A 26,175-nucleotide genomic window follows, 5' to 3' on the forward strand; every position below is an offset into this window, starting at 1 on the left:
AGTTTCTCCGGCCCAAAGTCAGGTCACCCCCTGCGCCAGCATGGCGTCGGCGACCTTGACGAAGCCGGCGATGTTGGCGCCGTCGACGTAGCTGACGCTGCCGTCTTCCTGTTGGCCGTGGCGCAGGCAGGCGGTGTGGATGCCGCACATGATTTCGCGCAGGCGGGCGTCGACTTCCTCGCGCGTCCAGGAAAGGCGCATGGCGTTCTGGCTCATTTCCAGGCCGGAGGTGGCCACACCGCCGGCGTTGCTGGCCTTGCCGGGGGCGTATAGAACCTTGGCGTGCTCGAACACGCGCACGGCGTCGGCGGTGCACGGCATGTTGGCGCCTTCGGCGACGCAGACCACGCCGTTGTCGACCAGGCGGCGGGCTTCTTTCTCGTCCAGCTCGTTCTGCGTGGCGCAGGGCAGCGCGACGTCGGCCTTGACGCTCCAGGGGCGCTGACCGGGCTCGAAGCGGGCGTCGGAGACGCGCTCGGCGTAGTCGCTGACGCGGCCGTAGAGGTGGTTCTTCACCTCCATCATGACGGCGAGCTTTTCGGTCGTGAAGCCGGATTCGTCGATCACGGTGCCGCTGGAATCCGACATGGTCATGACTTTCGCGCCCAGTTCCATGGCCTTTTCGGCGGCGTACTGGGCGACGTTGCCGGAGCCGGAGATGGACACGCGCAGGCCGTCGAAACTGCGATCGGCATGGCGCAGCATTTGCTCTGCGAAGTACACGGTGCCGTAGCCGGTGGCCTCGGGGCGCATCAGTGAGCCGCCGAAGGACAGGCCCTTGCCGGTGAACACGCAGTCGGCGCGGTTGCTGAGTTTCTTGACCATGCCGGCCATGAAGCCGACCTCGCGCGCACCCACGCCGATGTCGCCGGCCGGGATGTCGGTGTCGGGGCCGAGGTGGCGGTGCAGTTCGGTCATGAAGGCCTGGCAGAAACGCATCACTTCGCCGGGGCTGCGCCCCTTGGGGTTGAAGTCGGAACCGCCCTTGCCGCCGCCCATGGGCAGCGTGGTCAGCGCGTTCTTGAAGGTCTGCTCGAAGGCCAGGAACTTGAGAATGGACAGATTCACCGAAGGGTGGAAGCGAATGCCACCCTTGTAAGGCCCGATGGACGAATTGTGCTGGACGCGGTAGCCGCGGTTGACGTGCACCTCACCCGAATCGTCCACCCACGACACACGGAACAGGATCGCGCGCTCGGGCTCGACGATGCGGTCGAGCAGGCCGTGCTCGGCGTAGCGCGGATGTTTCTGGATGAACGGCCACAGGCTATCCATCACGTCGGCGACCGCCTGCAGGAATTCGGTCTGTCCGGCGTCGCGTTGCGCGACGTGATCGAGGAAGGATTCGAGGGTGGTGTACTTCATTACGTCTCCCGATGGAAAAACGCCGCAGCAAGCGCTGCGGCGCAATTGCGGCGCATGAGGCCGCGCGGGCATTGTCGGCCAGACGGCAAAAAAATGCACCTCGTTGGTGCGTTTTTGCGACACCGAACGGGTGTCGCTCGTGCGCGCGGATTCTGGAAGCGTCAGATTTCCGGGTGTCGACTGCCGAATCTGCCGGCTTAGCGCACCGGCTGCATCTCCAGCCCCAGCATGCCGTAGTCGACCGCCATGTAGCCGTCCGCGCGCATCCGCACCGCCGCGGGCGTGTGCTGCAGCACGTCCTGCGCCATCACGCCGCGATAGCGCGTGGCGCCGTCGAGATAGCGGAATTCGTACAGGGGCAAGCCGTTGGCGGCGACGCCGACCTGGACGATGTCGGTCTTGAGGCGGAGGTCGCTGGCATTGCCCGCGTTGCCAGCCTTCGCGCCGCATCCCTGACCGGGTTCGATGACCAGTCCTGCGGAGCACTCGGGTAGCTCAGGTGCAGAGGCACCTTGCGCTACGATGGCATCCGGACCTGCGGAGGTCGGATTCACCAGAAGGCAGCGATCATCACCCACTGCCTCTTGCATTACGTCGATGCGTACGGGGACGCCGCTGGTATTTCTCACGCAGAAGTAAAACTCGGGTGGAATCCCACCCCAGTCAAATTCCTCATCCTGGTTAAGGACCAAAGGGACGAATCCGCCTGTAGGATCGTCGAACTCCCTGTCCCAAAATGGAGAATGTGAGTCTGCGACGGCGTCTGACACCAGCTTCGCCCCGCCCATTCCGCTCGCGATGGCGCCGCTGACAAGCGCGATCGCCATGAAGCGTCCGCCGGGGAAATTGCCGTTGCGGTGCATGCGCCAGAAGACGAACAGCATGAAGGCGCCGAGCAGCATCATGGCGACGCCGCCCAGCGACGGGATGGCGGCGACCCCCGCGCCCGCGCCGGCCGGGCCGTAGACAATGCCGGGGCCGTTGGCGGCGAGTGCGCTGCCGGCCGCGAGGGTGCCGGCCAGCGCGAGGCAGGCCTGCAAGGTCAGTCGTGAAGATTTGCGGCAACGCGGGCCGCGTGCGTGTGTGTGCATCGGAGACTCCTGTCGGGTTTGGGTGAAGGGACTGGGCGTGTTCATGGCGACGCCGTGGTTTGCGGATGCGCCGCGCCACCCTGCGCGGCGCGCGGCACAGGCGGTTGATGGGGTGCAACGTCGGGGCGGGTCGGGTGAGGCCAGCGCAGGGGCAGGAGCAGCAGCCGGTCGACGCGTGAATCGGCCGGCCGGCGCAGGAACTGCAGGCCCAGTTCGCAGCGCTCGTGTTCGCGGTAGGGCGCGTCGCTGGCGGTGCCGAACAGGCGGTCGAAGAGCGTAAACATGGCGCCGAAGTTGCTGTCGGTATGGCGCGCGTCGCTGCGGTGATGCAGGCGATGGAAATCCGGCGTGACGACGACGCGGCGCAGCCAGCGGTCGGCGCGTTCGGGCAGGCGCAGATTGGCGTGGGTGACCAGCGCGAAGCCCAGGCGCAGCGAGATCGCCGCGAACAGGACCGCGGGAAATGGGCCGAGCACCGCCACCACCGGCGCCAGCACGGCGGCGCTCAATACCGCATCCAGGACGTGGTGACGGTGCGAGGTGGTGGCGTCGACTTCGATGTCGAGGTGATGCACGGCGTGCACTCGCCACAGCTGCGGCACGGCGTGACAGAGGCGGTGCAGCGCGTAGCTCGCGCCATCGAGCGCGAGCAGCAGGGCGGCGAGCGAGAGCAGCGGATGCACCCCATGCAGCAGGCCGCCCGACGGCATCGCCGGGGCCATCCACGCCGACCCCGCGATCAGCCCGGACAGCGCGAGGATGGCGGCGAAGTTGATGCCCGCCAGCGCCAGATTGTTGATCAGCCGTGCGGGCGCGAAAACCGCGTTCGGGCGTCGGGGCCACACGGTTTCGGCGACCAGCAGCACGAGCATGCCGCCGAAGGTGGCGATCAGCAGCACGAGGGCCTGGTGGTGCAGCAGCCAGTCGAGCATCTATGCCCCCTTCTGTCGGTCGATGCCAGATGTGACGTTTTTCACGCGCGCCTAAAAAAGCGTGGCCAGCATTCATGCTATTGAAGCGGCTGACGGGGCGAGTGCGTCATGTGCGCTCATGTGCGCCGATTTGCGCTCATGCGCCGGATGACGCGTGCCGCGAAGGGCGTCGGCCACGCGCTTTGCGGGCTGCTCGGGGGGGCGACGGCTTTTCGGCTAACACGCTGCCATGCTAATTTGCGTGCGTGTCCGAATCGATCGATGGATGGTGACGGTGCATGCACATGGCAAGGGCGATCCCCGCAACACGAGGTTGTTGACGGGCTGGAAGGCGATTGCACAGCATTTCGGGCGCACGCAGAGCACGGTGCGCCGATGGGCGGATACGGCCGATCTGCCGGTGTATCGGGCGGCCGGTGAAAAGGGTCTGTCGGTCTATGCCTATGCGGACGATCTCGACGCCTGGCTGACGCGGCGCAGCGTGAGCGAGACCCGGGCCGAGGCGTATCCGGAGCCGGGTGCGGGGCACCCCACGACGTCTGCGCCACATCTGGTGCCGGCGCACAAGCGCGGAACGCTCGCCCGGATGGTCCTCATCGCCGGGCTGTCGCTGATCGCCGTTGGCGGCGCGGTCACCTGGACCCAGTTGCAAAGCGCCACGTCGCCGGCATCAACAAACGTAGAACCAATACCGGAAGAAGCGCGCGAACTGTATCTGCGCGGTACCTATCTATGGAACCGGCGCACGCCGGAGGGCATTGCCGGCGCCATCGAGGCACTCACGCGGGCCATCGAGATCCATCCCGACTACGCCGAGGCGCATGCCGGCCTGGCCATGACCTACAACCTGGCGCGGCAGTATTCGGGCATGCCCGGATGGAAGGCCTACGCCCTTGCCGAGGCGGCGGCGCGGCGCGCCATCGAGCTCGATCCCGGGCTCGATCTGGCGCAGGCCGCGCTGGCCTTCATCGAGTTTCATTGGCACTGGCGTGTGGAGGCCGGGCTGGCGCGTTTCGAGGAGGCGATCCGGCTCAACCCGGATTCGGCGAACGCCCACATGTGGTACGCCAGCTCGCTGCTTCTGGCGGGGCGGCCAGAGCGGGCGCTGCCTGTTGCCGATCGTGCGCGGGTGCTCGATCCGAACAACAGCGCCGTGGTCACCATCAAGGCGCAGGCGCTGTTCTACAGCGGCCGCGAGGACGAGGCGCGCGAACTGGTCGAGGCCATGATCCGCGAGGACCCCAACTTCGCATGGTCCTATTACACGCGCTACATGATGGCACTGGCGCAGGGCGAGTACGCCGCCTATCTGGACAACTACGCACGCTTGGGCGACGTGATCTCGGTACCGCGCCATCGCGCTGCCGCCGAAGCTGGCGCGGTTGCCCTCGCGACAGGCGGACCCGAGGCGATGGCCATGGCCATGTTCGAGGTCGAGCGCGAGTTCTACGAGCGCGGCGAGGCGCTGGCCTGGGACCTGGCGCGCCACCACGCCCTGATCGGCGATGCGGACGAGGCGCTGCGCTGGCTGCGCATCAGCCTCAACCGCCGCGAGGAGCGGCTCATCGGCATTCAGGCGGACCCCGCGTTCCGGCTGCTCCACGATCATCCCGAGTACGCTGCACTGCTCATCGAGATCGGCTTTCCGGCGGAAGCGGGGCCGGCGGGATAGGTCAGGCCGCACGATTCGCGCGGTGCGGCGGCGGCCGTGTCAGAAGCGCGAATCTCCCGGCAGCGTGGTGTGCTCGACGACGCGGTTGCGACCGCCGCGTTTGGCGCCGTAACAGGCAAGATCGGCGGCGACCAGCGCATCGCCGGGGGATTCCAGGCGGCCGTCGAGCGGCACCAGGCCGATCGACAGGCCGACCGTGAAGCGTGCGCCTTCCCACATGAACTCGAATTCGCTCACCGCCCGGCGCAGGTTTTCGGCGATCTGGTGTGCCTCGGCCACGCCGCAGCCGTGCAGGATCAGCGCGAACTCGTCGCCGCCGATGCGTGCGACCAGGTCGCCGGCGCGCACGCGCTCGCGGATCAGCGCGGCGAGGCGCACCAGCAATGCATCCCCGGCGGCATGACCGGCCGTGTCGTTGACGATCTTGAAATTGTCGAGATCGATGAAGCACAGCACCGAGGCATCGCTGGCGCGACGTGAGGCGCCCACCGCGGCTTCCAGTGCCTGTTCGAAGGCGCGGCGATTGGGCAGGCCGGTGAGCGGATCGTGCGTGGCCTGATGCGCGAGCTGCGCCGTGGCCTCGTCGATGCGGATCTGCATGGTGTTCTGCGCCTCGGCGATGGCCTGCGCCATGTGGTTGAAGCCGCGCTGCAGCGCGCGCAGCTCGCCGATGCCCGAGTGCTCGCCCACCTTGCTGTTCAGGCGGCCTTCGGAAATGCGTCGCACCGCGCGCACCAGTTCGGCCACCGGGCGGGAGACCGCTCGTGACATGCCCCAGGCCAGCGCCAGCGTGAGCAGCAGGACGAGTGCCGCGATGGCCAGGGTACTGACGATCATCTCGCGCTTGTGGGCCGCCAGCGAAGCGGTGTCGAGTTCGACATGCACCCAGCCGATGACGCCGGGGTCGTCGGCCATCGGTGCGGCATGGTCGTCGATGCCCAGCGGCGAGATCGCCACCGGGGCGATCGCGGCGAGCCGGCCGTCGGCGGTCGCGACGATGCGCGCCGCGCCGTTGCTGGCATAGTCGAGCACCGTCTCGGCGGGCAGGGAGCGACGCCCGCTGCTGGCGAGCACGCCGCCCTCGGCGTCGATGATCGAGGCGGCGGCCACGTCGCGCTGCTCGAGCACGGCGCCGAGCAAGGCGGAGAGTGCGCGGCGGTTGCCGGCGAATACGCCGTATTCGGCCGCCGGCGCGAGGAAGCTGACGATGGCCTGAGCGCGGTCACGCAGGGCGGCATCGGCGGTCGCGGCGCTGCGCTGCAGCAGAAAGCCCGAAAGTGCGCCGGCGAGCAGCGCGACGGGCAACAGCACGATCAGGACGAGGCGTTGGCTGAGGGTGAGTCGGTGCATCAGGGGTGCCTCCCGGCGGTCACGGCCGCGCGCAAGGTGTCTTCGTCCGGAACCTGCAGGCCGAGTGCGCGTGCCACGCGCGTGTTCATGGCGAGTTCGAAGTGGCTTGCGTGTGCAGGCTCGGGCAGTCGCTGGGGGGATTCGAGGGCGTCGATCCAGTCGAGCAGATCGCGCGTGACGGTCGCCGGTGTCGAGAACAGCGCGGCGAGCGCGCCGGCCTCGACCCAGGAGCGCGAATACGCGAACAGCGGGCGTTGCATGCGGTAGCTGGTGAGCAGCGCCGCGCGCGCGACGTGCGGGTGGGAAACCACCGCATCGGGCAGGGTCAGGGCCGACGCGCAGCGCGCCAGATGGCGTTCCAGCGCGGGCACGACATCGCCGGCCGAGGCGGCGAAGCTGTGCTCGATGGCCAGCCCGGCGGATTCGGTCGCCGGGGCGAGGTCGGCTTCGAAAGTGCGGCTTTGGGGGCCGAGTACCAGGCCGGTGCATTCGGCCTCGGGCAACACGGCACGGATCAGGCGCAGGTGACGTTCGACGGGGTGGTCTATGAACAGGCCGGTCATGCGAGGGATGGGCCAGTGTCCACGCAGGTGTTCGAAGTCGGCGCGCGAGACCAGCGCCACGAGCATCGGTGGGGCGTCCTCATGGGCGGCCACGGCCAGCGCCGCATCCTGGCCGAGCGCGATCACCAGGGCGGCTCGCCGGATGCGCTCGGTTTCGAGCGCGCCGTCGGCGTGGCCGCCGTGCGTGAGCACATGCGGGGTCGAGGCCTGCAGCACGGCGTCGGCGACGACGCGCGAACGGCCTTCGGCGCTGGACGCGACGACGACGATGTCGATGGCCGCCAGCGGGCCGGCCACCATGGCGAGCACGAATGCGCAGCCCAGGCGGCGCGCACGGGACGTGAGGCCTCTTACCATGTGGCGCGCACGCTCAGGAAGATGCGTGGCTCGTGGCGGAACTTCTCGGCGTCGAAGTCCGGATAGCGTCCGCCCAGACTCTGCACGGTCAGCGCGACCTCGTTGTCCGAGCCGTAGGCACCGAAGGCGCGGGCGATCTTGAGGTCGACGCGGTCCTGATTGCCCATCTCGCCACCGTCGTTGAGCCAGTGCACCGGATGCGTATGGTAATAGCCCAGGCTCGCGCGCCAGCGATGCGGCAGGTCCTTGATCAGCAGCAGCGAGGTGGCCGAACTCGGCGCGCTGCGATCGACGTTCTCTTCCTCGAGTTGCGAGCCGGTGTGCACCCGCGTGAAGGATTGCGTGAGGATCGCCCGTCCCCAGCCGGGACGCTTCCAGTCCAGCGTGAATTCGGCCCCGCGCACCGTCGCGCGGCCCAGGTTGAGGAAGTAGTAGGTCGAGGTCGACAGCGGATCGGCGCTGAAGCCGGGCGGCGTGGCGAAGCCCAGGTCAGCGCAGTTCGAGCGCGGCGGCGGGCGGTAGCGACACACCTCGTCGTCCAGATAGCCGTCGTAGCGATCCTGGAACACGCGCGCGTCGACCGACAGGCCGTATTGCGGGATGCGCGCCACGTAGCCGAGTTCGAGGTGTACGACCTCCTCGGGGTCGACCTTCTGCAGGCTGTTGTAGAGCCGGCGCACGATGGTGTCTTCATAACGGATGGTCTCGCGCGCGTGAGACTCCATCAGCGACGGCGCACGATACGACTTGCCGGCCGACATGCGCAGCGCCGACAGCGGGGAGAGCGCCCAGTTGATCGCCAGGCGCGGCGAGAACAGCTTGCCGCTGTACGCGTGGTCTTCGAAGGTGCCGCCGAGATTGACCGAGAGCGCGTCGCTGGCCTGCCAGTTGAGGCTGCCGAAGCCCTGCCAGTAGGTCGCGCGCAGCGTGCGTCCGCTGTCGAAAAAGCGGCGCGAGCGCACCGAATCCTGGCGCACGCCGGCGCCGACCAGAAAATGCCAGCGTGGCGCGAGGTTTCCCGAATACTGCAGTTCGAGATCGTTGCGCGCGGTGTCGGTGTCCAGGTCGGTGGGGATGGAGCGTCCGCCGTCCTCGATCACCCAGGCGACGCGACGGCGATGAGCCTGGTGGTAGAACTGCACCGTCAGCTCGCTGTCGGCCGCGAAGCTGCGAGTCCAGGCGCCGTGCAGGTAATGGGTGCGCACGTCCTCGTCGCGGATCGGCCACTCGGGCGATTCGTCGGAGGTGGCCGGATAGCCGCGATCGTCCACGCCGTCGACGATGCCCAGCTGCAGGCGCAACTCGTCGCGCGCGGTGAGCTGCGTCGAGGCCTGCAGGTTGACCACCGTGCGGCGCACCGATTCCTGCGAGAACACGTCGCCTTCGTCGTTGGTGATCGACTTGAAGTTGCGCGCGCCGCGGCGCGAGGCGGTCAGCCGCCAGTCGATGGCCGAGCCGGGGCCGCCGTTGATGCGCACGCCGTGGTCGTGGAAACCGTCGCGGCCCAGGCGCGAGATCACCGTGGTGCCGCTCTCGGTCGCCGGGTGGCGGGTGATGATGTTGATCACGCCCTGGAACGCATTCGCGCCGTAGGCCGCGCCATGCGGGCCACGCACCACCTCGATGCGGTCGATGTCGTCGACGCGCACCGGCAGGTCCTGCCACAAGGTGTTGCCCCACAGCGGGTCGTTGACTGCGCGGCCGTCGACGAGCACCTTGATGCGCCGGTCGAAGGCGTCGCCCAGGCCATGGTTTGCCACGGTGGGCGAGCCGTTGGGCCAGTCGGCGACGAGAAAGCCCGGCACCAGGCGCATCAGGTCGTGGATCTCGGTGAAGCCGGAGGCCGCGATCATCTCGCGGTCGATGATGGTCACCGGCGCGGGTGCGTCGAGCGGCGACTGCGCCAGGCGCGAGCCGGTCAGTACCACGGGCATGTCCTGCGCGAAGGGGTCGACGTGCAGTTCGTCCGCCAGGGCCGACAGTGCGCTCATCATCGCCAGGGTGACGGCCAGCGGCCGGAGAAGCGGGTGAAGCATCGGAAACCGCCTGAAACAGGATGTTTCGCGGATTATGCCCGAGCCGTCGCGCCGCATCGGGCGCCGTTTCGGGCAATTGGCGGCACTGTTGCACATGTGTTGCGCCGGATCCACGTTGGCGGGGCGGCGTGCCGAGCGGGTACACTGCGCCGGTTCGCCCTGACGGTTCCCGCATGCAGCCCTCCTCGATCACGATTCAGCCCACCGCCGACGACGGCCGCATCGCGCGGCTGGCGGCGGCGGCGATCGTGCTGTCGGTGGCCGAGGCGGCGATTCCGCTGCCGCTGCCCGGCGTCAAGCCGGGGCTGGCCAACATCGTGATCCTCATCGTGCTGCTGCAATGGGGCTGGCGCGATGCGGTGTGGGTGGCGCTGCTGCGCGTGTTCGCCGGCAGCCTGCTGCTCGGGCAGTTCCTCGCGCCGGGCTTCTTTCTGAGCCTGGCGGGATCGCTCACCAGTCTGGTGATGCTGGGGCTGGCCGTGCATCTGCCGCGGCGCTGGTTCGGCACGGTCACGCTGTCGCTGCTGGCAGCCTTCGCCCACATCGGCGGGCAGCTTGTGCTGGCGCGGGTGTGGCTGGTGCCGCACGATGGCATCTTCTACCTGGTGCCGGTGTTCGCGCTGGCGGCGACGGTGTTCGGCCTGGTCAACGGGCTGGTGGCCGGGCGGCTGCTGCGCGAACTCGGGTCGGCCGGGCGCTGAAGCGGCGGGGAACGCTTTGCGCGGCGCGCGCGTCTATCCGCCATTGCGCGCCGACGCCGGCTTCGGCGCATCCTCTGCGGAGTCGCCCCATGCCTGTTCGTGCCCTGCTGATCGCACTGTCCATCTTGCTGCTTGCGCCCGTCGGCGCGCTTGCCGAATCCGATCCGGACGACCTCGCGCTGGAGGCGATGCGCGCCGGTGGCGTGGTGGTGCTGATCCGCCACGAGGTGACCGAGTCGGGCATCGGCGATCCACCCGAATTCACCCTGGGCAAGTGCGAGACGCAGCGCAACCTGTCCGCGAGCGGGCGCGAGCGCGCCCGCCGTCTCGGCGCGCGCCTGGCCGAACTCGGCGTGCGCGTCGACGAAGTGCGTTCCAGCCGCTGGTGCCGCTGTGTGGATACGGCCGAACTGGCCTTCGGCGAGCGCCTCGAGGTGCAAGCCTGGCCACCGCTCGATTCCTTCTTCGGCGGGCAGGGCGACCGCGCCACACAGACGCGCGCGGCGCTGGCGAACCTGTCGGATCTGCCGCGCGACGGCGTGTGGGTGTGGGTCACCCATCAGGTCAACATCTCGGCCTTGAGCGGCGAGTTCACGGCCATGGGCGAAGCCATCGTCGCGCGTCCGCGCGACGATGGCTCGCTGCAAGTCGTCGGACGCTGGCAGCCGTAAACGCGACAACGGGGCGATCGAACTCACCCCGTTGTCGCCTTGCTGCTTCGGCCTCTTACACGCCGTGGCGCTTGAACCAGGCCTGCATGCGGCGCCAGCCGTCCTCGGCCGGCTCCTTGCGGTAGGTCGGGCGGTAGTCGGCGTGGAATGCGTGCGGCGCGTCCGCATAGACGTGGATCTCGGCGCTGGCCTCGTTGCGCTTGAGTTCGTCGCGCATGAAGTCGACGTCGTGCATCGGAATGCCCTGGTCGGCGCCGCCGTACAGGCCCAGCACCGGCGCCTTGAGTTCGCCGGCCACGTCGATCGGGTAGCGCGGCTGCAACTCGGTGGGTGCGCCGTCGAGGCGGCCGTACCAGGCCACGCCGGCGGCGAGCCTGGGGTTGTGCGCGGCGTACAGCCACACGATGCGTCCGCCCCAGCAAAAGCCCGTGATCGCCAGCCGCCCGGGGTCGCCGCCGTGATTTGCGGCCCAGGCTGCGCATGCGTCCAGGTCGGACATCACCGTGGCGTCGGGCACCTTCGACACGATGCCCTGGATCAGTGCGGCGACGTTATCGATACTGCGCGGATCGCCGTGCCGGAAGTACAACTCCGGTGCGATCGCCAGATAGCCGAGCTTGCCAAGGCGGCGGCACACATCCTTGATGTGCTCGTGGACGCCGAAGATCTCCTGCACCACGAGCACCGTAGGCCGGTCCTTGCCGTCGGCCGGTCGCGCGAAATATGCGGGCAGCTCGCCGCCTTCGACGGGAATCTTGATGTCGCCGGTGTCCAGCCCCTCGGCGTCGGTCTTGATCACCGTCTGCGCGTGCACGGGCTGCACGGCCAGCGCGAAGCCGGCGGCGGCGACGGTGGTGACGAAACCGCGACGATCCATGCGCACGGCCGGCATCAGGCTGTCGAACTCCGGGTTGGGTTTGTTCATGTTGCCATCCTCCTGAATTTGTCGTTGTTGTCCTCGGTGCGTGGGCTCTGGAGCCCGCGTGACCTGATGCAGACAGTTCAATGGCCTGCGGTGTTCCCGTCCAGGACGGCCCCGGTTTCTGCCTCGCCCAGCGGCCGGTCGTGCTCGGAGGCGGGTTCGACCGGGCCGGCGACGAAGATCACGCGGGCCATCGCCAGCAGGCTGTCGACGATGTCGGCAGCGTAGCCGGCATCGTTCATCAGCGAGGCCGCCTGCTCGGGGGCGATGCGACGCTCGCGCATCAGCGCGTCGATGGTGCCGCCGGCGACCAGATCGGCGGCGACCACGCGTTCGCGCAGGATATCGAAATCTGCCGCAGTCGTCTCCGGCGCTTCGGCCAGGCGCTGGATATCCGACAGCAGACGCGCCAGATCCCGGCGCAGCACCACGTATTCGGCCCTGGGGTGGAGCGCGTTGGCGTCGAGATAGCGCAACAGATTCTTCTGCATGTGCTTGAGATCCTTGAGCGCCTCGATCATCTGCTGGGCGGCCGAACGCAGCGCATAGGCGCGCGCGACCTGCGGCCCCGTGGTCTGCAGGCCGGCGAGGAAGTCGAGAATGTCGCCGTACAGCGGCTTGACGCGGCGCACGTAGTAGTCGTCGATGTCGATCGCGCGCACGCGCTCGGGTGCCCGGTCGAGGGCCTCGAGCTGTTCGCCGCGGCGCAGCCGTCCTGGGTCAGCGTGCAGCGCCAGCGCCATGATGTCGAAGACGTTGGCGTACAGGTGCTGCAGCTCCTTGCGCACCGCCTCCAGGCCGGCATCGGGCATTTCCAGCATGGGGCGCGCGAGAAAGCGCGGGGTCACGACGCTGGCGCGCCGCTCGGGCAGCAGCGCTTCCAGCCAGGTCACGAGGCGGCCGGTCAGCGGCAGCATCAGGGCCAGCCCGACGAGGTTGAACAGGGTGTGGAACAGCGCGAGCTTGAGCGTCCAGTCATCGGCAGCGATGCCCAGCCAGCCCGCGCCGATTTCCACCACGCGCGCGAAGCCGTCGATGAACATCAGCGCGATCAGCCCGGTGGTGACGTTGAACACCAGGTGGGCGGCGGCCAGCCGGCGTCCCTGCACGTTGGCGCCGAGCGCGCCGAGCAGGGCCGTGATGGTGGTGCCGACGTTGGCGCCGATGGACAGCGCCAGCGCGTTCTCGTAGGTCACCTGCCCGGCCGCCAGCGCGGTGATCACCAGCACCAGCGAGGCATGGCTGGACTGCATCACGACGGTGGCGATGGTGCCGAGCGCGGTGAACACCAGCAGGCCGCGCAGCCCGGGCATCGCGTAGTCGGCCAGATTGACCGCCGCGCCGAAGACCTCGAAGCCTTCCTTCATGAAGGCGATGCCGAGGAACAGGAAGCCCAGACCAGCGAGCACGTGGCCGACGCCCTTCATCAGCGGCGAGCGCAGGAAGGCGAAGATCACGCCGAAGGTCAGCATCGGCATGGCCCAGGCGGCGATGTCGACCTTCAGGCCGAAGCCGGCGACCAGCCAGGCACCGGTGGTCGAACCCAGATTGGCGCCGAAGACGATGCCGATGCCCTGCGCCAGCCCGAGCAGGCCGGCCGACAGGAAGGAAATCGAAATCACCGACACCAGCGAGCTCGACTGCATCAGCGTGGTCGTGATCATGCCGAAGAACACGCTCTTCCATAGCCGGTCGGTGGTGCGCGCCAGCAAGCGCTCCAGGGTGCCGCCGGTGAAGGCCTTGAAGCCCTGCTCGAGCGCCAGCATGCCGAACAGAAAGATCGCCACACCAGCGGCAATCTGCTTGAATTCGGGACTCGCCAACAGACCATAGCCGAGCAGCACGCACAGCAGGACGAAGGCGATCCGGCGAACCATCAGCGTCCGCCGCGCAGCGGCATCACGCGCCCGGCGCGGCGCCGCCCACCCAGCGCTCCCAGCACGCCAGCCGAGCCGTTGGCATGGCAGATCGCGCAGGCCAGCGCATCGGCTGCGTCCGCCCCGGGATCGCCGTCGAGCGCGAGCAGGCGTTGCACCATGTGCTGCACCTGGGTCTTGTCCGCCTTGCCGTAGCCGACCACTGCCTGCTTGACCTGCAGCGCGGTGTATTCGGCTACCGGCAGTTCGCACGAGACCGCGCCGCAGATCACCGCGCCACGCGCCTGACCGAGCAGCAGCGTGGATTGCGGATTGACGTTGACGAAGACCTTCTCGACCGCGACCTGGTCGGGGGTGTAAGTGGCGATGATTTCGCGCACGCCGTCGAGCAGCGTCTTGAGGCGACCGGGCAGTTCGCCATCGGCGGTGCGGATGCAGCCGCTGGCGACATAGCGCAGCTGGCTGCCGAGCTTGTCGACGACGCCGAAGCCGGTGATGCGCAAGCCTGGATCCAGGCCCAGGATGCGTGTCGGGGTGATTTGCGTAGCCGATGTCATGTGGCCGATTGTGCGGCGTTCAGCGCGCTCGCGCCAGCCACACGCCGGTCACCGCGACCGCCATGCCGGCCAGCGCGAGCGGCGCCAGGCGCTCGTCGAAGAGCAGCCAGGCCATCACCGCCGTGGTCGGCGGAGTGAGGTAGAACAGGCTCGCCACATTCACCGCTCCGCCAGAGCGAATCAGCAGGTTGAGCAGCGAGATCGCCCCCAGCGAGAGCACGACCACCAGCCAGCCCAGCGCGAAGATGAATTCGCCGCTCCAGTCCACCCTCATCGTTTCCGTCGCCCAGGCCGCCAGCGCAGTGACCAAGAGCGTCGGGATGAACTGAATGACTGCGCCGGTGCGCAGGTCGAAACTCGGGCAGAAGCGCTTCTGGTACAGCGTGCCGGCGGTGATGCCGGCGAGCGCGAACAGTGCGGGAATCAGCATCGCACCCAGCGGGGCGTCGAAGCCGCCCGCGCCGCCCTGGCCAATCACCACCAGCGCCACGCCGGCGAAACCCAGCGCGAGCCCGGCCCACTGCCGACCGACCACGCGCTCGCCCAGCAGCCAGCCCGCGCCCAGCGCCGTGAGCAGCGGCTGCATGCCGACCACCAGCGCGGTCACGCCTGCCGGCAGGCCCGCGCCGATGGCCGTGAACACGCCGCCCAGATACAGGCCGTGCACCAGCAGGCCGGATACGCCGATATGCACGAACTGACGCGCGTTGCGCGGCCACGGCGCGCGCATCAGCCATACCAGCGGGAGCATCAACGCCAGCACCGCAGCGTAGCGCAGCGTCAGGAAGGTCAGCGGCTCGGCATAGGGCAGGCCCAGCTTGCCGCCGATGAAGCCCGTGCTCCACAGCACGACGAACAGCAGGGGCATCGCGGCGTTGAGCATGGGGCCGGGCATTGGCTTGGGATTCTCCGTTCGAAGCGGGTTCGCGTAGGTCAAACATGCGCCGAAGGCGCACATCTGCTATTCGGCGATCCGGTCACCATGTACTGTGGCCGGGCAGCGCCCCATCGTAGGGCAGATTAGCGCCGCGTAATCCGCCGTATGTCCGGCCGATACGGCGAAATGCCCTTCGGTTATTGCGTCCCACGCAATGGCATCGGTCTCGATTGATGGCCTTTCGGCCCGTTCTTACTCGTCGAACACCGCCGAGGTGTAGACCTCCTGCACGTCGTCGAGCGACTCGAGCGCGTCAAGGAGCTTCTGCATCTTCTCGGCGTCCTCGCCGGCCAGTTCGGTCTCGTTGTCCGGCTTCATCGTGACTTCGCCGAACTCGGCGGTGAAGCCGACCTTCTCCAGGGCCTCCTTCACTTCCGAGTAGTCGTTGGGCGAGGTGAACACCTCGATCGAGCCGTCCTCGTTGGTTACCACGTCCTCGGCACCGGCCTCCAGCGCCGCTTCCAGCAGTGCCTCCTCGTCGGTGCCGGGGGCGAACATCAGCACGCCACAATGCGTGAACTGGAAGGCCACGCAGCCGTCCGTGCCCATGTTGCCGCCGAACTTGGAGAACGCGTGGCGCACGTCGGCCACGGTGCGCGTCTTGTTGTCCGTCAGGCAATCGACCATCACCGCCGCGCCGTTGATGCCGTAGCCCTCGTAGCGCGCTTCCTCGTAGTTCACGCCTTCGAGTTCACCGGTGCCGCGCTTGATGGCGCGATCGATGTTGTCGCCCGGCATGTTCTCGGCCTTGGCCTTGTCCACGGCCAGGCGCAGGCGTGGGTTGAAGTTCGGGTCGCCGCCGCCCATGCGTGCGGCAACCGTGACTTCCTTGATCAACTTGCTGAACACCTTGCCCCGCTTGGCGTCCTGACGACCCTTGCGATGCTGGATGTTGGCCCATTTGGAATGACCCGCCATGAAAACCTCTTGAATGATACGGCTGGACGAAATCCGGCAATTATACGGCGAGGCCATGTGCTCGCGCGACCAGGGGCGAGGTCTGCTAGATTATGCCCGTCGGGCCGAATGGTCCCCGGAGGATAAATGAGCGGACGCCTCGTCCTGCTGTGTTTCTTGCTGCTGGCCTGTCTGTCCGGTGGCGCGTCGGCGCAGGTGCGCACGGTGTTCGACGGTTGCGTCGATGCGCGTGGCGCGCCGGTGCGCTCGCTCGAGGACAACACTCTCGACACCGCGTTCTCGACCCGTATCGAGGATGGCCGGCCGGTGATCCGCTACAACGCCAGCCAGCCGCCCGGCGCGTCCGAGGCCGTGCGGCTGTTCTTCTACGCCCATGAATGTTCGCGCCTCGGTCTGGGCCTTGCGCCGGATGCACTACGCACGGTCGGTGACGCCTGGCGTGCCGACTGCCGCGCGCTCGACACGCTGCTGCGTTCGGAACTGATCGCGCGCGCCGAGGTAGCGCGCCTGCAGGCCGATCTCGATGCACTCGACGAGTCCGCGCGCGAACGCCTGCCAGGCCCGCCGCGCAACATCGATCTGCCCGCCTGCGCGCGAGCCGGCTCCGCGCGCCCGCTGGCGTTGCCGGCGTCGCGTGCGCCCGGTCAGGATCGCTGGAACAGCTGTGTGCATGCCTGCGCCGACCGCCTGCTTGCCTGTCAGCGCAAGACCTGCGGCGATCTCGATTGCCCGTCCTGCCTGCCCGCGCACGAGCGCTGCGTCGCGGCCTGCGACGTCGAACTTCGCTGAACGAGGAGTCTCCCATGCCCGACCCCATGCTCATCGCCCGCTCCGCCGGCGAGGACGTCGCCCTGCTGCCGCGTCTGGCCAACCGCCACGGCCTGATCACCGGCGCGACCGGCACCGGCAAGACGGTGACCCTGCAGAAGATGGCCGAGTCCTTCGCCGCCGTCGGCGTGCCGGTGTTCGTTGCCGACGTCAAGGGCGACCTGTCGGGCATCGGGGCGGCCGGCAAGTCCTCGCCCAAGCTGCTCGAGCGTCTCGCCGCGATCGGCATCACCGACTATCGCCCGCGCGCCAGCACCGCGGTGTTCTGGGACGTCTTCGGGGAACTCGGCCATCCGGTGCGCGCCACCGTGTCCGACATGGGCCCGCTGCTGCTCGGTCGGCTGCTCAACCTCAACGACACCCAGGCCGGCGTGCTGCAGATCGTCTTTCGCGTGGCCGACGACAATGGCCTGCTGCTGCTCGATCTCAAGGACCTGCGCTCGATGCTGCAGTACGTCGGCGAGAATGCACGCCAGTTCACCACCGAATACGGCAACATCTCGGCCGCCTCGGTGGGTGCGATCCAGCGCGGCCTGCTCAGTCTGGACGCGCAGGGTGGCGAGCGCTTCTTCGGTGAGCCCATGCTCGACCTGGCCGACCTGATCCAGGTCGACGCCGAGGGGCGTGGCGTGGTCAATGTGCTCGCCGCCGAGAAGCTCTATCACTCGCCGCAGCTGTACTCGACCTTTCTGCTGTGGGTCCTGGCCGAGCTGTTCGAGAATCTGCCCGAGATCGGCGACCCCGAAAAGCCCAAGCTGGTGTTCTTCTTCGACGAGGCCCACCTGCTGTTTCGCGACGCGCCGAAAGCCCTGGTCGACAAGGTCGAGCACGTCGTGCGCCTGATCCGCTCCAAGGGTGTCGGGGTGTACTTCGTGACGCAAAGCCCGCTCGACGTGCCCGATGCCGTGCTCGGCCAGCTCGGCAACCGCGTGCAGCATGCGCTGCGCGCCTTCACGCCACGCGACCAGAAGGCAGTGAAGAGCGCGGCCGAGACGATGCGTCCCAATCCGGGATTCGACGCGGTCGAGGCGATCACCGAGCTGGGCGTGGGCGAAGCGCTGATCTCCTTCCTCGACGAAAAGGGGCGACCGGGGGTCACGCAGCGCGCCTCGGTGATCGCGCCCGATTCGCGCATGGGCCCGTTGCTGCCCGACGAGCGTACCGCCGCGATCCGTGCCTCGCTGATTTACGGTCATTACGAGAAGGCGGTTGATCGCGAATCGGCCCACGAGATGCTGCGCGCCCAGTCCGAGGCCGCTGCCGCGCGCGCTGACGAGTCCAGCGCGGAGCGCGCGCGAGAGACCGCATCCGGCGGCGGTCTTTCCGACATGATCTTCGGTTCCAGGGGGCCGCGCGGTGGTCAGCGCGACGGTCTCATGCAGATCGCGGCGAAGACCGTTACGCGCACCATTGGCAGCGCCATCGGGCGACAACTCGCGCGCGGCGTGCTCGGTTCGCTGCTGGGCAAGCGCCGTTAAACGCGCGTCACTGACACTTCGTACGCTTTGCGCAGTCGAACCATCGTCACGCAACGAGGAGGACAGCCATGAATCCGCAAACGCTTGCCGAACTGATTGCCGACATCGACGCCGAGGATCCGGTAGAGATGGGCGAATTCTCGATTGATGAGCATGACGCGCGCACGCTCATGGCCAGCCATTTCTGCGAACTCGACCGGCGGCTCGCCAGGCACGGGTTGGCGACCGAGGAGCGTCTGGAGATGATGGCCGCGATCGCCGCCCACACCATGGTCGAGAACCTCGTCCTGCACATGCGCCGCCTGCGCGACGGTGAAGACGGCATCGACGCCTTCCGTGAGTGGATGGGGCGACACGGCATGCACTGAGCAGCAGGCGTGGGGCGGAGTAGCGCAGCGTAATCCGCCGGATGTTTGGCCCATACGGCGCAATGCCTTTCAGCGATTGCGCCCTACGACAGGCGATGCAGGTCCTGGGCGGCGTGTTTATCCCTTCGCCAGTCCCAGCCGGCGGCAGATCTCGATGGTGGCGTCGGCCTGGTTCATCGAATAGAAGTGCAGGCCCGGCGCGCCGGCGGCGAGCAGGCGTTCGCACAGTTCGGTGACCACATCCAGACCGAACGCGCGGATCGAGTCGGCGTCGTCGCCGAAGGCCTCGAACTTGCGGCGCATCCAGCGCGGGATTTCGGCCCCGCAGGCGTCCGAGAAGCGCGCGAGCTTGGAAAAGCTGGTGATCGGCATGATGCCCGGCACGATCGGGATCGTGACGCCGAGCGCACGCACCTCGTCGACGAAGTGGGTGTAGGCATCGAGGTTGTAGAAATACTGCGTGATCGCCGAAGTGGCGCCGGCGTCGACCTTGCGCTTGAAATTCGTCAGGTCGTCACGCGGGGTTCTAGCCTGCGGATGCCACTCCGGGTAGGCCGCGACCTCGATCAGGAAGCGATTCCCCGTCTCCGCGCGGATGAATTCCACCAGTTCGTTGGCGTAGCGCAACTCGCCCCCGGCGCCGGCGCCCGAGGGCAGGTCGCCGCGCAATGCGACGATGCGGCGGATGCCGGCCTCCATGTATTCGTCGAGGATGGCGCGCAACTCGGCGCGGCTCGATCCCACGCACGACAAATGCGGCGCGGCCTCGGCGCCGGTGGCGGCGATCTCGCGCACGGTGTTGAAGGTGCGCTCGCGCGTCGAGCCGCCGGCACCGTAGGTCACCGAAAAGAATGCGGGATCCAGCGCCTCGGCCAGTCGGGTCTGCACGACGCGCAGCTTTTCGGCGCCGACCGGGGTCTGCGGCGGGAAGAATTCAATCGAAAGTTCAGTGGTTTGCATGTTGCATCCAGAGGAAGAATTCGCGGTTGCCGTCGCCGCCGGCGATGGGGGAGTCGAACCAGTCGCGCACGGCCAGGCCGCAGTCGGTGGCGACGGCACGCAGCCGCGCCTCGACGTCGGCGTAGAGCGCGGCATCGCGCACGATGCCGCCCTTGCCGACGCCTTTCGGCCCCACTTCGAACTGCGGTTTGACCAGCGCCAGCACGTCGCCTTGCGGCGCGAGCAGCGCAGGCCATTGCGGCATGAGCAGTGCCAGCGAGATGAAGCTCGCGTCGCACACGATCAGATCGAAGCCGCCGGGCGGAGCGTGCTCGCCGAGGCGTGCGGCGTCGAGTTCGCGCGCGTTGAGGCCTTCGAGCGTCACGCAGCGGGCGTCGCCTGCGAGCCTCGCGTCGAGCTGGCCGTGACCGACCTCGACGCCGACCACCCGCGCTGCGCCGGCCTGCAGCAGGCAGTCGCTGAAGCCGCCGGTGGACTGGCCGACGTCCAGGCAGGTGCGGTCCGTTACGTCCATCCCGGTGTGTGCCAGCGCGCCGGCCAGCTTCAGCCCGCCGCGCGAGACGAAACGCTCGGCCTCATCCGCCGCGACGCACAGATCCGCATCCGGCGCCAGCAGGTGCGAAGGCTTTGTCACCGGACGACCGTCTGCGACCACGCGCCCGGCCGCGATCGCCGCCTGCGCGCGTGCGCGTGAAGCGGCCAGGCCGCGTTCGACCAGCAGTGCGTCGGCACGCGACAGGCCGCCGTGATCGGCCGGTTGGGGCACCGAACGCGTCACAGGTGCCGGCCGGCTCTTGCGGGCGTGGAAGGAGTTCATCGACACGGCGGCGGTTCTCGCGGGCGTTCAGCGGATCTCGACGACCTGCACCGGGTTCTCGTACACGTCGTGGCGCTTGTCGTAGAGCGGGATGGTCGTGCCGTTGACGCGATTGTGGGCGAGGTTGTCGACGTTGACGTCGGCAATGACGATCTGCTCGACGTTGGCCGTGCCCTCGGCGGCGATGCCGTCGCGTGCGAACGGAAAGTCCGACGGCGTGATGATGCTCGCCTGACCGTAATGCACGCCCAGCCCCTGCACCGGCAGGTTGCCCACGGTGCTGGTCATGGCCACATACACCTGGTTCTCGATCGCGCGCGCGTGGCAGCAATAGCGCACGCGCAAAAAGCCCTGACGGTCGTCGGTGCATGAGGGCACGAAGAGGATGTCGGCGCCGGCCTCGCTGACCATGCGCGCCAGCTCCGGGAATTCGATGTCGTAGCAGATCAGGATCGCGATCTTGCCGAAGGGCGTGTCGAACAGATGCAGCTGGTCGCCCGCGGCCGTGTCCCACATCTCGCGCTCCCAGCGCGTGCGGTGGATCTTGTCCTGCTCGTAGATATCGCCTTCGGGCGTGAACAGGTAAGCCGTGTTGTAGAGCTGGCCGTCGCGCAGCGTGGGGTGGCTGCCGCCGATCAGGAATACGCGCCACTCGGCTGCCAGTTCGCGCATCAGGTCGAGATAGCGCGGCGTGTAGTCGTGCATGTTGCGCACGGCCTCGGGCATGTCGCGTGTGTCCATGAACGACAGCAACTGCGTCGTGAAGATTTCCGGCAGCAGCACGAAGTGCGGACGGTAGTCGCCCGCGGCCTGCATGACGAAGCGCACCTGGTTCTCGAAGCCGGACCAGTCGTGGATCTGGCGCAGCAGATACTGCACCGCGGCGATGCGTACGATCATCGGTCGTCCTCCTCGGGGATCCGGGTCGCTGCGCCCGGATCATAGTCGGGGTTGAGCCACACGATCAGCGAGGCGTTGCCCAGCGATTCGGCGTCCTCCGGCAGATAGCCATGGACGATGCCGCAATAGCTGAAGCCCTCGTGCAGCTGAAAGCCCAGCACCGGGTCGCTGATGTCGCCCCAGATCACGCGCTTGGCGTATTCCTCGGCGGTCATGCGGTCGGCGAAGCGGTGGTAGCCGGGCATGCGTCCGCAGGCGATGATGCGCTTGAGGTTCATGCGTCGACAGATGTCGCGTCGCGCCTCGTAGAGTGCGTGGCCCACGCCGCTGCCGCGCAGTTCCGGGTTCACGAACACCTCCGCGCCGTAGAGCGTGCGACCCATCGGGTTGTGGCTCTCGAAGCTGCCGCTGGCGGTGATCTCGTCCCAGGTGTGGTGCTCGCCCCAGTCGTCCCAGGTGATCACCAGCGAGCTGGCGCAGCCGGCCAGCTGACCCTCGACCTCGGCGATGAGCTGGCCTTGCGGGAAGACCTCGAGCTGGTGGCGCATCTGCTCGGCCGACCACGACGGAATGTCGGGATAGACGCGTTGCTGCAGCGCGATCAGCGGTTCGATGTCGTCGAAACGGGTGTGGCGGACCGTGGCCTGGGGCATGAAATGAGTTCCGGGGCGGCGTGACGAGAGCAGCGTGTCATTGCGAGCGCAGCGACGCAATCTCCGCTTGTGTGCTGCGCCCGAGATTGCTTCGTCGCTGCGCGCCGCGCAATGACAATCAGTAGCGGTAGTGATCCGGCTTGTACGGCCCTTCCTGAGGAACGCCGATGTAGGCCGCCTGCTCTTCACTCAGCTCGGTCAGCTGGGCGTTGAGCGTACGCAACTGCAGCCGCGCAACCTTCTCGTCCAGATGCTTGGGCAGCGTGTAGACCCCGGTCGGATAGTCCTCCGGATGATTGAACAGCTCGATCTGCGCGATGGTCTGGTTGGCGAAGCTCGAACTCATCACGTAGCTGGGGTGGCCGGTGCCGCAGCCCAGGTTCACGAGACGGCCCTGGGCCAGCAGGATGATGCGGCGGCCAGACGGGAAGATCACGTGATCGACCTGCGGCTTGATCTCCTCCCACTCGTACTGCTCGAGCGCGGCGACGTCGATCTCGTTGTCGAAGTGGCCGATGTTGCACACGATGGCCTGATCCTTCATGCGCTTCATGTGCTCGTGCGTGATGACGTGGTAGTTGCCGGTGGCGGTGACGAAGATGTCGGCGTGCTCGCACGCGTAATCCATGGTGACCACGCGATAGCCTTCCATCGCCGCCTGCAGCGCGCAGATCGGGTCGATCTCGGTGACCCACACCTGGGCGGAGAGTGCGCGCAGCGCCTGCGCCGAGCCCTTGCCCACGTCGCCGTAGCCGGCGACCACGGCGATCTTGCCGGCGATCATCACGTCGGTGGCACGCTTGATGCCGTCGACCAGCGATTCGCGGCAGCCGTAGAGGTTGTCGAACTTGCTCTTGGTGACCGAATCGTTGACGTTGATCGCCGGAAAGCGCAGCTCGCCCTTGGCGTGCATCTGGTACAGGCGGTTGACGCCGGTGGTGGTTTCCTCGGTGACGCCGCGGATCTGGTCCAGGCGCGTCGAATACCACGCGCCGTCGCGTTCGAGCTGCGCCTTGATCGCCGCGAACAGCGCGCGCTCCTCCTCGGAGCCGGGGTTGGCGAGCACCGAGACGTCCTGCTCGGCACGCGCACCCAGATGCAGCAGCAGCGTGGCGTCGCCGCCGTCGTCCAGGATCATGTTCGAGAAGCCGCCGTCGGGCCAGTCGAAGATGCGGTGGGTGTAGTCCCAGTATTCGGCCAGCGTCTCGCCCTTGACGGCGAACACCGGCACGCCGGTGGCCGCGATGGCCGCCGCCGCGTGGTCCTGCGTCGAGAAGATGTTGCACGAGGCCCAGCGCACCTCGGCGCCGAGCGCGGTGAGCGTCTCGATCAGCACCGCGGTCTGGATGGTCATGTGCAGCGAACCGGTGATGCGCGCGCCCTTGAGGGGCTGCGATGCCGCGAATTCCTCGCGGATGGCCATCAGGCCCGGCATTTCGGTCTCGGCGATACGGATTTCCTTGCGACCCCAGCCGGCCAGCGACGGGTCGGCGATCACACAATCCTTGAAATCGGCCACAGCGTTCATGCGTTGCTCCATGCATTTGGCCGGGCGGGGAAGGGGGGCGCGATGCGGCTCACCCGTTTGACCCCAACCCGGCGGGTTGGACAGGCGAGCGCGGTTGTGGCGATGCCGCCGGACGGCGGCTTCCGAGCCTGGGGCCGGGCGAAAACCCGACGCCTTGCAGCGCTCCTCGGAAACAGAGGCGGATTATACAGCAGTCGATGTCCGTCGGATGCGCTACGCCGCCCGCCCGTTGTGGCGCATCATGCTGACGATCAGCGTCACCACGGTCAGCGGCAGCACGTAGCCGAGCATCACGCCGGAGTAGGCCGGCAGGATGGCGTGGTCCTGCGCGGCGAGGATCAGGTAGGCGGTGTAGGCGCCGTAGTAGCCGATGAAGATGCCACCCTCCCAGCGCGCGATCTCGCGCCCGGTGAGCATGATGGGCAGGGCCGCGAAGGCCACCGCCAGCATCACCCACAGGTCGAAGTTGCGCGCCGCCTCGGGCACCGGGATGCCGCCGGCCGACACCAGGCCGGTGACACCGATCACCGCGAAGATGTTGAATACGTTGCTGCCCACGACGTTGCCCACGGCGATGTCGCGTTCGCCGCGGATGGCGGCGACGATGGAGGTGGCGATCTCGGGCATCGAGGTGCCCACCGCCACCACCGTCAGGCCGATCACCAGGTCGCTCACGCCGAAGGCGCGCGCGAAGGCCACGGCCGAGTCGACCAGCCAGTCCGCGCCCAGGATGAGCCCGCCCAGGCCGACGACGATGAGGCCGAGCTGCACGCTCCAGTGGCGGTCCCAGTTGGAGTCGGCCGGCATCTCGGCCGCGTACTCGTCGGTCAACTCGCGCGATGCGCTGCGCGACTGACGAATGAGGAACACGGTATAGCCGATCACCAGCGCAAACAGCACGCCAGCCTCGATACGCGAGATGTCGCCGTCGAGCGCCATCGCGACGAAGATCACGCAGGCGCCGATCATGATCGGTACTTCCTGGCGAATGATCTGTTCATTCACCACCAGCGGCGCGACCAGTGCCGAGATGCCGAGGATCAGCAGGATGTTGGCGATGTTGCTGCCCACGACGTTGCCGATCGCCAGATCCGCGTTGCCGCCCAGCGAGGCGCCCACCGACACGGCCATTTCCGGCGCGCTGGTGCCGAAGGCGACCACCGTGAGGCCCACGACCAGCGGCGAGATGCCGGTCGACAGCGCGAGTCTGGATGCGCCGCGCACGAGCAGTTCGGCGCCGACGATCAGCGTGACGAGTCCGAGGACGAAGAAGATTGCGTGGGTGAGCATGATGCTGCCGGATGTGTGGAACGTTTGCGGGCCGCGACGGGTAGAAACCCGTCGCGGCCCGATTCGATGTTGCCGATTATAGCGACCGCAGGTTGACTGCGGGACGCCGGATCAGAGCCCCGCGTCGGCGCGCAGCGCGGCTGCCTTGGTCGTGGCCTCCCAGGTGAACTCCGGCTCGTCGCGGCCGAAGTGGCCGTGGGCGGCGGTCTTCGAGAAGATCGGACGCAGCAGGTCGAGCTCCTGGATGATGGCCTTGGGGCGCAGGTCGAAGTGGCGGCGGATCAGCTCCTCGATGCGCTCCTCGTCGATGACCGCGGTACCGAAGGTGTTGACCATCAGGCTCACCGGGCGGGCCACGCCGATGGCGTAGGCCACCTGCACCTCGCAGCGCGCGGCCAGTCCGGCCGCCACCACGTTCTTGGCGACCCAGCGCGCCGCATAGGCGGCCGAGCGGTCGACCTTGGACGGGTCCTTGCCCGAGAACGCGCCGCCGCCGTGATGGGCCGATCCGCCGTAGGTGTCGACGATGATCTTGCGTCCGGTCAGGCCGGCGTCGCCGTGCGGGCCGCCGATGACGAAGCGCCCGGTCGGGTTGATCAGGTACTTCACGTCGTCGCCGAGCAATTCACTGGGCAGCACCGGCTTGATGATCTCCTCGATCACCGCTTCCGACACCTGCGCGTGCGACACGTCGGGGTGATGCTGGGTGGAGACCACCACGGTGTCGATCGCCACCGGGCGGCCGTCGACGTATTTCACCGTGAGCTGGCTCTTGGCGTCCGGGCGCAGCCACGGCAGGCGGCCGTCCTTGCGCACCTCCGAATGCCTTTGCATGATGCGGTGGGCGTAGTGGATGGGCAGCGGCATCAGCGCCGCCGTCTCGTCGCAGGCGTAGCCGAACATCAGGCCCTGGTCGCCCGCGCCCTGGTCCCGGTCAAGGCCCTCGCCCTCGTTCACGCCCTGCGCGATGTCGGCCGACTGGCGGTTGATCGCGGTGAGGATGGCGCACGACTTGTAGTCGAAGCCGATGCTCGAATCGTCGTAGCCGATGCGGCGGATGACGTCCTGCACGACTTCGCGGTAATTGACGTGGGCACTGGTGGTGATCTCGCCCGAGACCACCGCGAGGCCTGTCGATACCAGCGTCTCGCAAGCCACGCGGGCGTGCGCATCCTCGGCGAGGATGGCGTCGAGAATGCCGTCGGAGACCTGGTCGGCGACCTTGTCGGGGTGGCCTTCGGAAACCGATTCGGACGTGAAGAGGAATTCCCTGCTCATCGAGCGACTCCTGATAAACAAAATCCCCGGTTGTTCCGGCGTGGCCGGCTCCGGGGATGTGTGAGCGGCGACGCTTTAGCAGTATTTCTGCGCCGACGTGGCGTGCGTCGGACGGGCCGCCCTGCA

General features: G+C 67.8%; 24 protein-coding genes and 1 riboswitch. Of the genes, 6 read left to right on the forward strand and 18 right to left on the reverse strand.

All coding sequences use genetic code 11. The features are described 5' to 3' along the window. Nucleotides 1–18: 18 nt before the first annotated feature. The 3 genes from gdhA to C0099_RS02185 form a co-directional block, all read right to left on the reverse strand. Nucleotides 19–1,365: an NADP-specific glutamate dehydrogenase gene (gdhA, locus tag C0099_RS02175; protein WP_102245923.1), complete on the reverse strand. Its 1,347-nt coding sequence runs from the start codon at nucleotides 1,363–1,365 to the stop codon at nucleotides 19–21. Nucleotides 1,366–1,562: 197 nt separating this feature from the next. Continuing rightward, entirely contained in the window at nucleotides 1,563–2,456 is an 894-nt protein-coding gene (locus C0099_RS02180) for a midcut-by-XrtH protein (RefSeq protein WP_164084862.1), read from the reverse strand. A 41-nt stretch (nucleotides 2,457–2,497) separates the two neighbouring features. Next, a complete protein-coding gene (locus C0099_RS02185) occupies nucleotides 2,498–3,388 on the reverse strand; it encodes a sterol desaturase family protein (RefSeq protein ID WP_102245925.1) in 891 nt (296 codons plus the stop codon). A gap of 316 nt (nucleotides 3,389–3,704) precedes the next feature. Between C0099_RS02185 and C0099_RS02190 the strand changes: the two genes are divergently transcribed. Beyond that, nucleotides 3,705–5,060, forward strand: coding sequence for a tetratricopeptide repeat protein (locus C0099_RS02190; protein ID WP_164084863.1), 1,356 nt, complete (start codon nucleotides 3,705–3,707; stop codon nucleotides 5,058–5,060). Between the two features lie 39 nt (nucleotides 5,061–5,099). Here C0099_RS02190 and C0099_RS02195 read toward each other — a convergent pair whose 3' ends face one another. From C0099_RS02195 to C0099_RS02205, 3 genes are read right to left on the reverse strand one after another with little or no spacing between them, the layout of a single operon-like run. Further along, nucleotides 5,100–6,410 carry a diguanylate cyclase gene (locus C0099_RS02195; RefSeq protein WP_102245927.1) on the reverse strand — a complete coding sequence of 437 codons (1,311 nt, stop codon included), beginning with the start codon at nucleotides 6,408–6,410 and terminating at the stop codon, nucleotides 5,100–5,102. Next, nucleotides 6,410–7,330, reverse strand: coding sequence for an ABC transporter substrate-binding protein (locus tag C0099_RS02200; protein WP_102245928.1), 921 nt, complete (start codon nucleotides 7,328–7,330; stop codon nucleotides 6,410–6,412). The genes C0099_RS02195 and C0099_RS02200 overlap by 1 nt, the downstream gene beginning before the upstream one ends. Beyond that, complete coding sequence (locus tag C0099_RS02205; protein ID WP_228151630.1) at nucleotides 7,324–9,366, reverse strand: TonB-dependent receptor plug domain-containing protein; 2,043 nt, start codon at nucleotides 9,364–9,366, stop codon at nucleotides 7,324–7,326. The genes C0099_RS02200 and C0099_RS02205 overlap by 7 nt, the downstream gene beginning before the upstream one ends. Before the next feature lie 173 nt (nucleotides 9,367–9,539). On the opposite strand from C0099_RS02205, the gene C0099_RS02210 reads away from it, so the two are divergent. Together C0099_RS02210 and C0099_RS02215 are read left to right on the forward strand one after the other, a co-directional pair. Next, the gene (locus C0099_RS02210) at nucleotides 9,540–10,067 is read left to right on the forward strand and encodes a Gx transporter family protein (RefSeq protein ID WP_102245929.1); all 528 of its coding nucleotides are present in this window, start codon (nucleotides 9,540–9,542) and stop codon (nucleotides 10,065–10,067) included. 89 nt (nucleotides 10,068–10,156) lie between these two features. After that, on the forward strand, nucleotides 10,157–10,738 hold the full coding sequence (locus C0099_RS02215; protein ID WP_102245930.1) for a histidine phosphatase family protein: 582 nt from the start codon (nucleotides 10,157–10,159) through the stop codon (nucleotides 10,736–10,738). 55 nt (nucleotides 10,739–10,793) lie between these two features. Here C0099_RS02215 and C0099_RS02220 read toward each other — a convergent pair whose 3' ends face one another. From C0099_RS02220 to C0099_RS02240, 5 genes are all read right to left on the reverse strand, one after another. After that, on the reverse strand, nucleotides 10,794–11,663 hold the full coding sequence (locus C0099_RS02220; RefSeq protein ID WP_102245931.1) for a dienelactone hydrolase family protein: 870 nt from the start codon (nucleotides 11,661–11,663) through the stop codon (nucleotides 10,794–10,796). A gap of 77 nt (nucleotides 11,664–11,740) precedes the next feature. Beyond that, nucleotides 11,741–13,537 carry a Na/Pi cotransporter family protein gene (locus C0099_RS02225; RefSeq protein ID WP_102245932.1) on the reverse strand — a complete coding sequence of 599 codons (1,797 nt, stop codon included), beginning with the start codon at nucleotides 13,535–13,537 and terminating at the stop codon, nucleotides 11,741–11,743. Then, complete coding sequence (gene ruvC, locus C0099_RS02230; RefSeq protein ID WP_102245933.1) at nucleotides 13,537–14,094, reverse strand: crossover junction endodeoxyribonuclease RuvC; 558 nt, start codon at nucleotides 14,092–14,094, stop codon at nucleotides 13,537–13,539. Before ruvC ends, C0099_RS02225 begins: the two co-directional genes overlap by 1 nt. Nucleotides 14,095–14,113: 19 nt before the next feature. Continuing rightward, a complete protein-coding gene (locus tag C0099_RS02235; RefSeq protein WP_102245934.1) occupies nucleotides 14,114–14,989 on the reverse strand; it encodes a DMT family transporter in 876 nt (291 codons plus the stop codon). A 234-nt stretch (nucleotides 14,990–15,223) separates the two neighbouring features. Continuing rightward, a complete protein-coding gene (locus C0099_RS02240; protein WP_102245935.1) occupies nucleotides 15,224–15,949 on the reverse strand; it encodes a YebC/PmpR family DNA-binding transcriptional regulator in 726 nt (241 codons plus the stop codon). A 126-nt stretch (nucleotides 15,950–16,075) separates the two neighbouring features. Between C0099_RS02240 and C0099_RS02245 the strand changes: the two genes are divergently transcribed. The 3 genes from C0099_RS02245 (at nucleotide 16,076) to C0099_RS02255 (ending at nucleotide 18,623) form a co-directional block, all read left to right on the forward strand. Then, nucleotides 16,076–16,738, forward strand: a complete 663-nt coding sequence (locus C0099_RS02245) for a hypothetical protein (RefSeq protein WP_102245936.1) — start codon at nucleotides 16,076–16,078, stop codon at nucleotides 16,736–16,738. Nucleotides 16,739–16,752: 14 nt separating this feature from the next. Beyond that, the gene (locus tag C0099_RS02250; RefSeq protein WP_102245937.1) at nucleotides 16,753–18,255 is read left to right on the forward strand and encodes a helicase HerA-like domain-containing protein; all 1,503 of its coding nucleotides are present in this window, start codon (nucleotides 16,753–16,755) and stop codon (nucleotides 18,253–18,255) included. 68 nt (nucleotides 18,256–18,323) lie between these two features. Continuing rightward, nucleotides 18,324–18,623, forward strand: coding sequence for a hypothetical protein (locus C0099_RS02255; RefSeq protein WP_102245938.1), 300 nt, complete (start codon nucleotides 18,324–18,326; stop codon nucleotides 18,621–18,623). A 117-nt stretch (nucleotides 18,624–18,740) separates the two neighbouring features. Here the strand turns inward: C0099_RS02255 and metF are convergent, their stop codons facing one another. The 7 genes from metF to metK form a co-directional block, all read right to left on the reverse strand. Further along, on the reverse strand, nucleotides 18,741–19,583 hold the full coding sequence (gene metF / locus C0099_RS02260) for a methylenetetrahydrofolate reductase [NAD(P)H] (protein ID WP_102245939.1): 843 nt from the start codon (nucleotides 19,581–19,583) through the stop codon (nucleotides 18,741–18,743). Next, on the reverse strand, nucleotides 19,570–20,406 hold the full coding sequence (locus C0099_RS02265; protein ID WP_102245940.1) for a TlyA family RNA methyltransferase: 837 nt from the start codon (nucleotides 20,404–20,406) through the stop codon (nucleotides 19,570–19,572). The genes metF and C0099_RS02265 overlap by 14 nt, the downstream gene beginning before the upstream one ends. 21 nt (nucleotides 20,407–20,427) lie before the next feature. Beyond that, a complete protein-coding gene (locus C0099_RS02270; RefSeq protein WP_102245941.1) occupies nucleotides 20,428–21,300 on the reverse strand; it encodes a carbon-nitrogen hydrolase family protein in 873 nt (290 codons plus the stop codon). Continuing rightward, nucleotides 21,297–21,953: a GNAT family N-acetyltransferase gene (locus C0099_RS02275; protein WP_102245942.1), complete on the reverse strand. Its 657-nt coding sequence runs from the start codon at nucleotides 21,951–21,953 to the stop codon at nucleotides 21,297–21,299. Before C0099_RS02275 ends, C0099_RS02270 begins: the two co-directional genes overlap by 4 nt. A gap of 118 nt (nucleotides 21,954–22,071) precedes the next feature. Then, nucleotides 22,072–23,481 (reverse strand): adenosylhomocysteinase, encoded by a 1,410-nt coding sequence (gene ahcY, locus C0099_RS02280; RefSeq protein ID WP_102245943.1) that lies wholly within the window; start codon nucleotides 23,479–23,481, stop codon nucleotides 22,072–22,074. 79 nt (nucleotides 23,482–23,560) lie between these two features. After that, nucleotides 23,561–23,655, reverse strand: a riboswitch (S-adenosyl-L-homocysteine riboswitch). Between the two features lie 39 nt (nucleotides 23,656–23,694). After that, nucleotides 23,695–24,771: a calcium/sodium antiporter gene (locus C0099_RS02285; RefSeq protein ID WP_102245944.1), complete on the reverse strand. Its 1,077-nt coding sequence runs from the start codon at nucleotides 24,769–24,771 to the stop codon at nucleotides 23,695–23,697. A 111-nt stretch (nucleotides 24,772–24,882) separates the two neighbouring features. Beyond that, entirely contained in the window at nucleotides 24,883–26,049 is a 1,167-nt protein-coding gene (gene metK, locus C0099_RS02290; protein ID WP_102245945.1) for a methionine adenosyltransferase, read from the reverse strand. Nucleotides 26,050–26,175 lie beyond the last annotated feature (126 nt).

The sequence above is a fragment of the Pseudazoarcus pumilus genome (assembly GCF_002872475.1).
GTDB lineage: Bacteria > Pseudomonadota > Gammaproteobacteria > Burkholderiales > Rhodocyclaceae > Pseudazoarcus > Pseudazoarcus pumilus.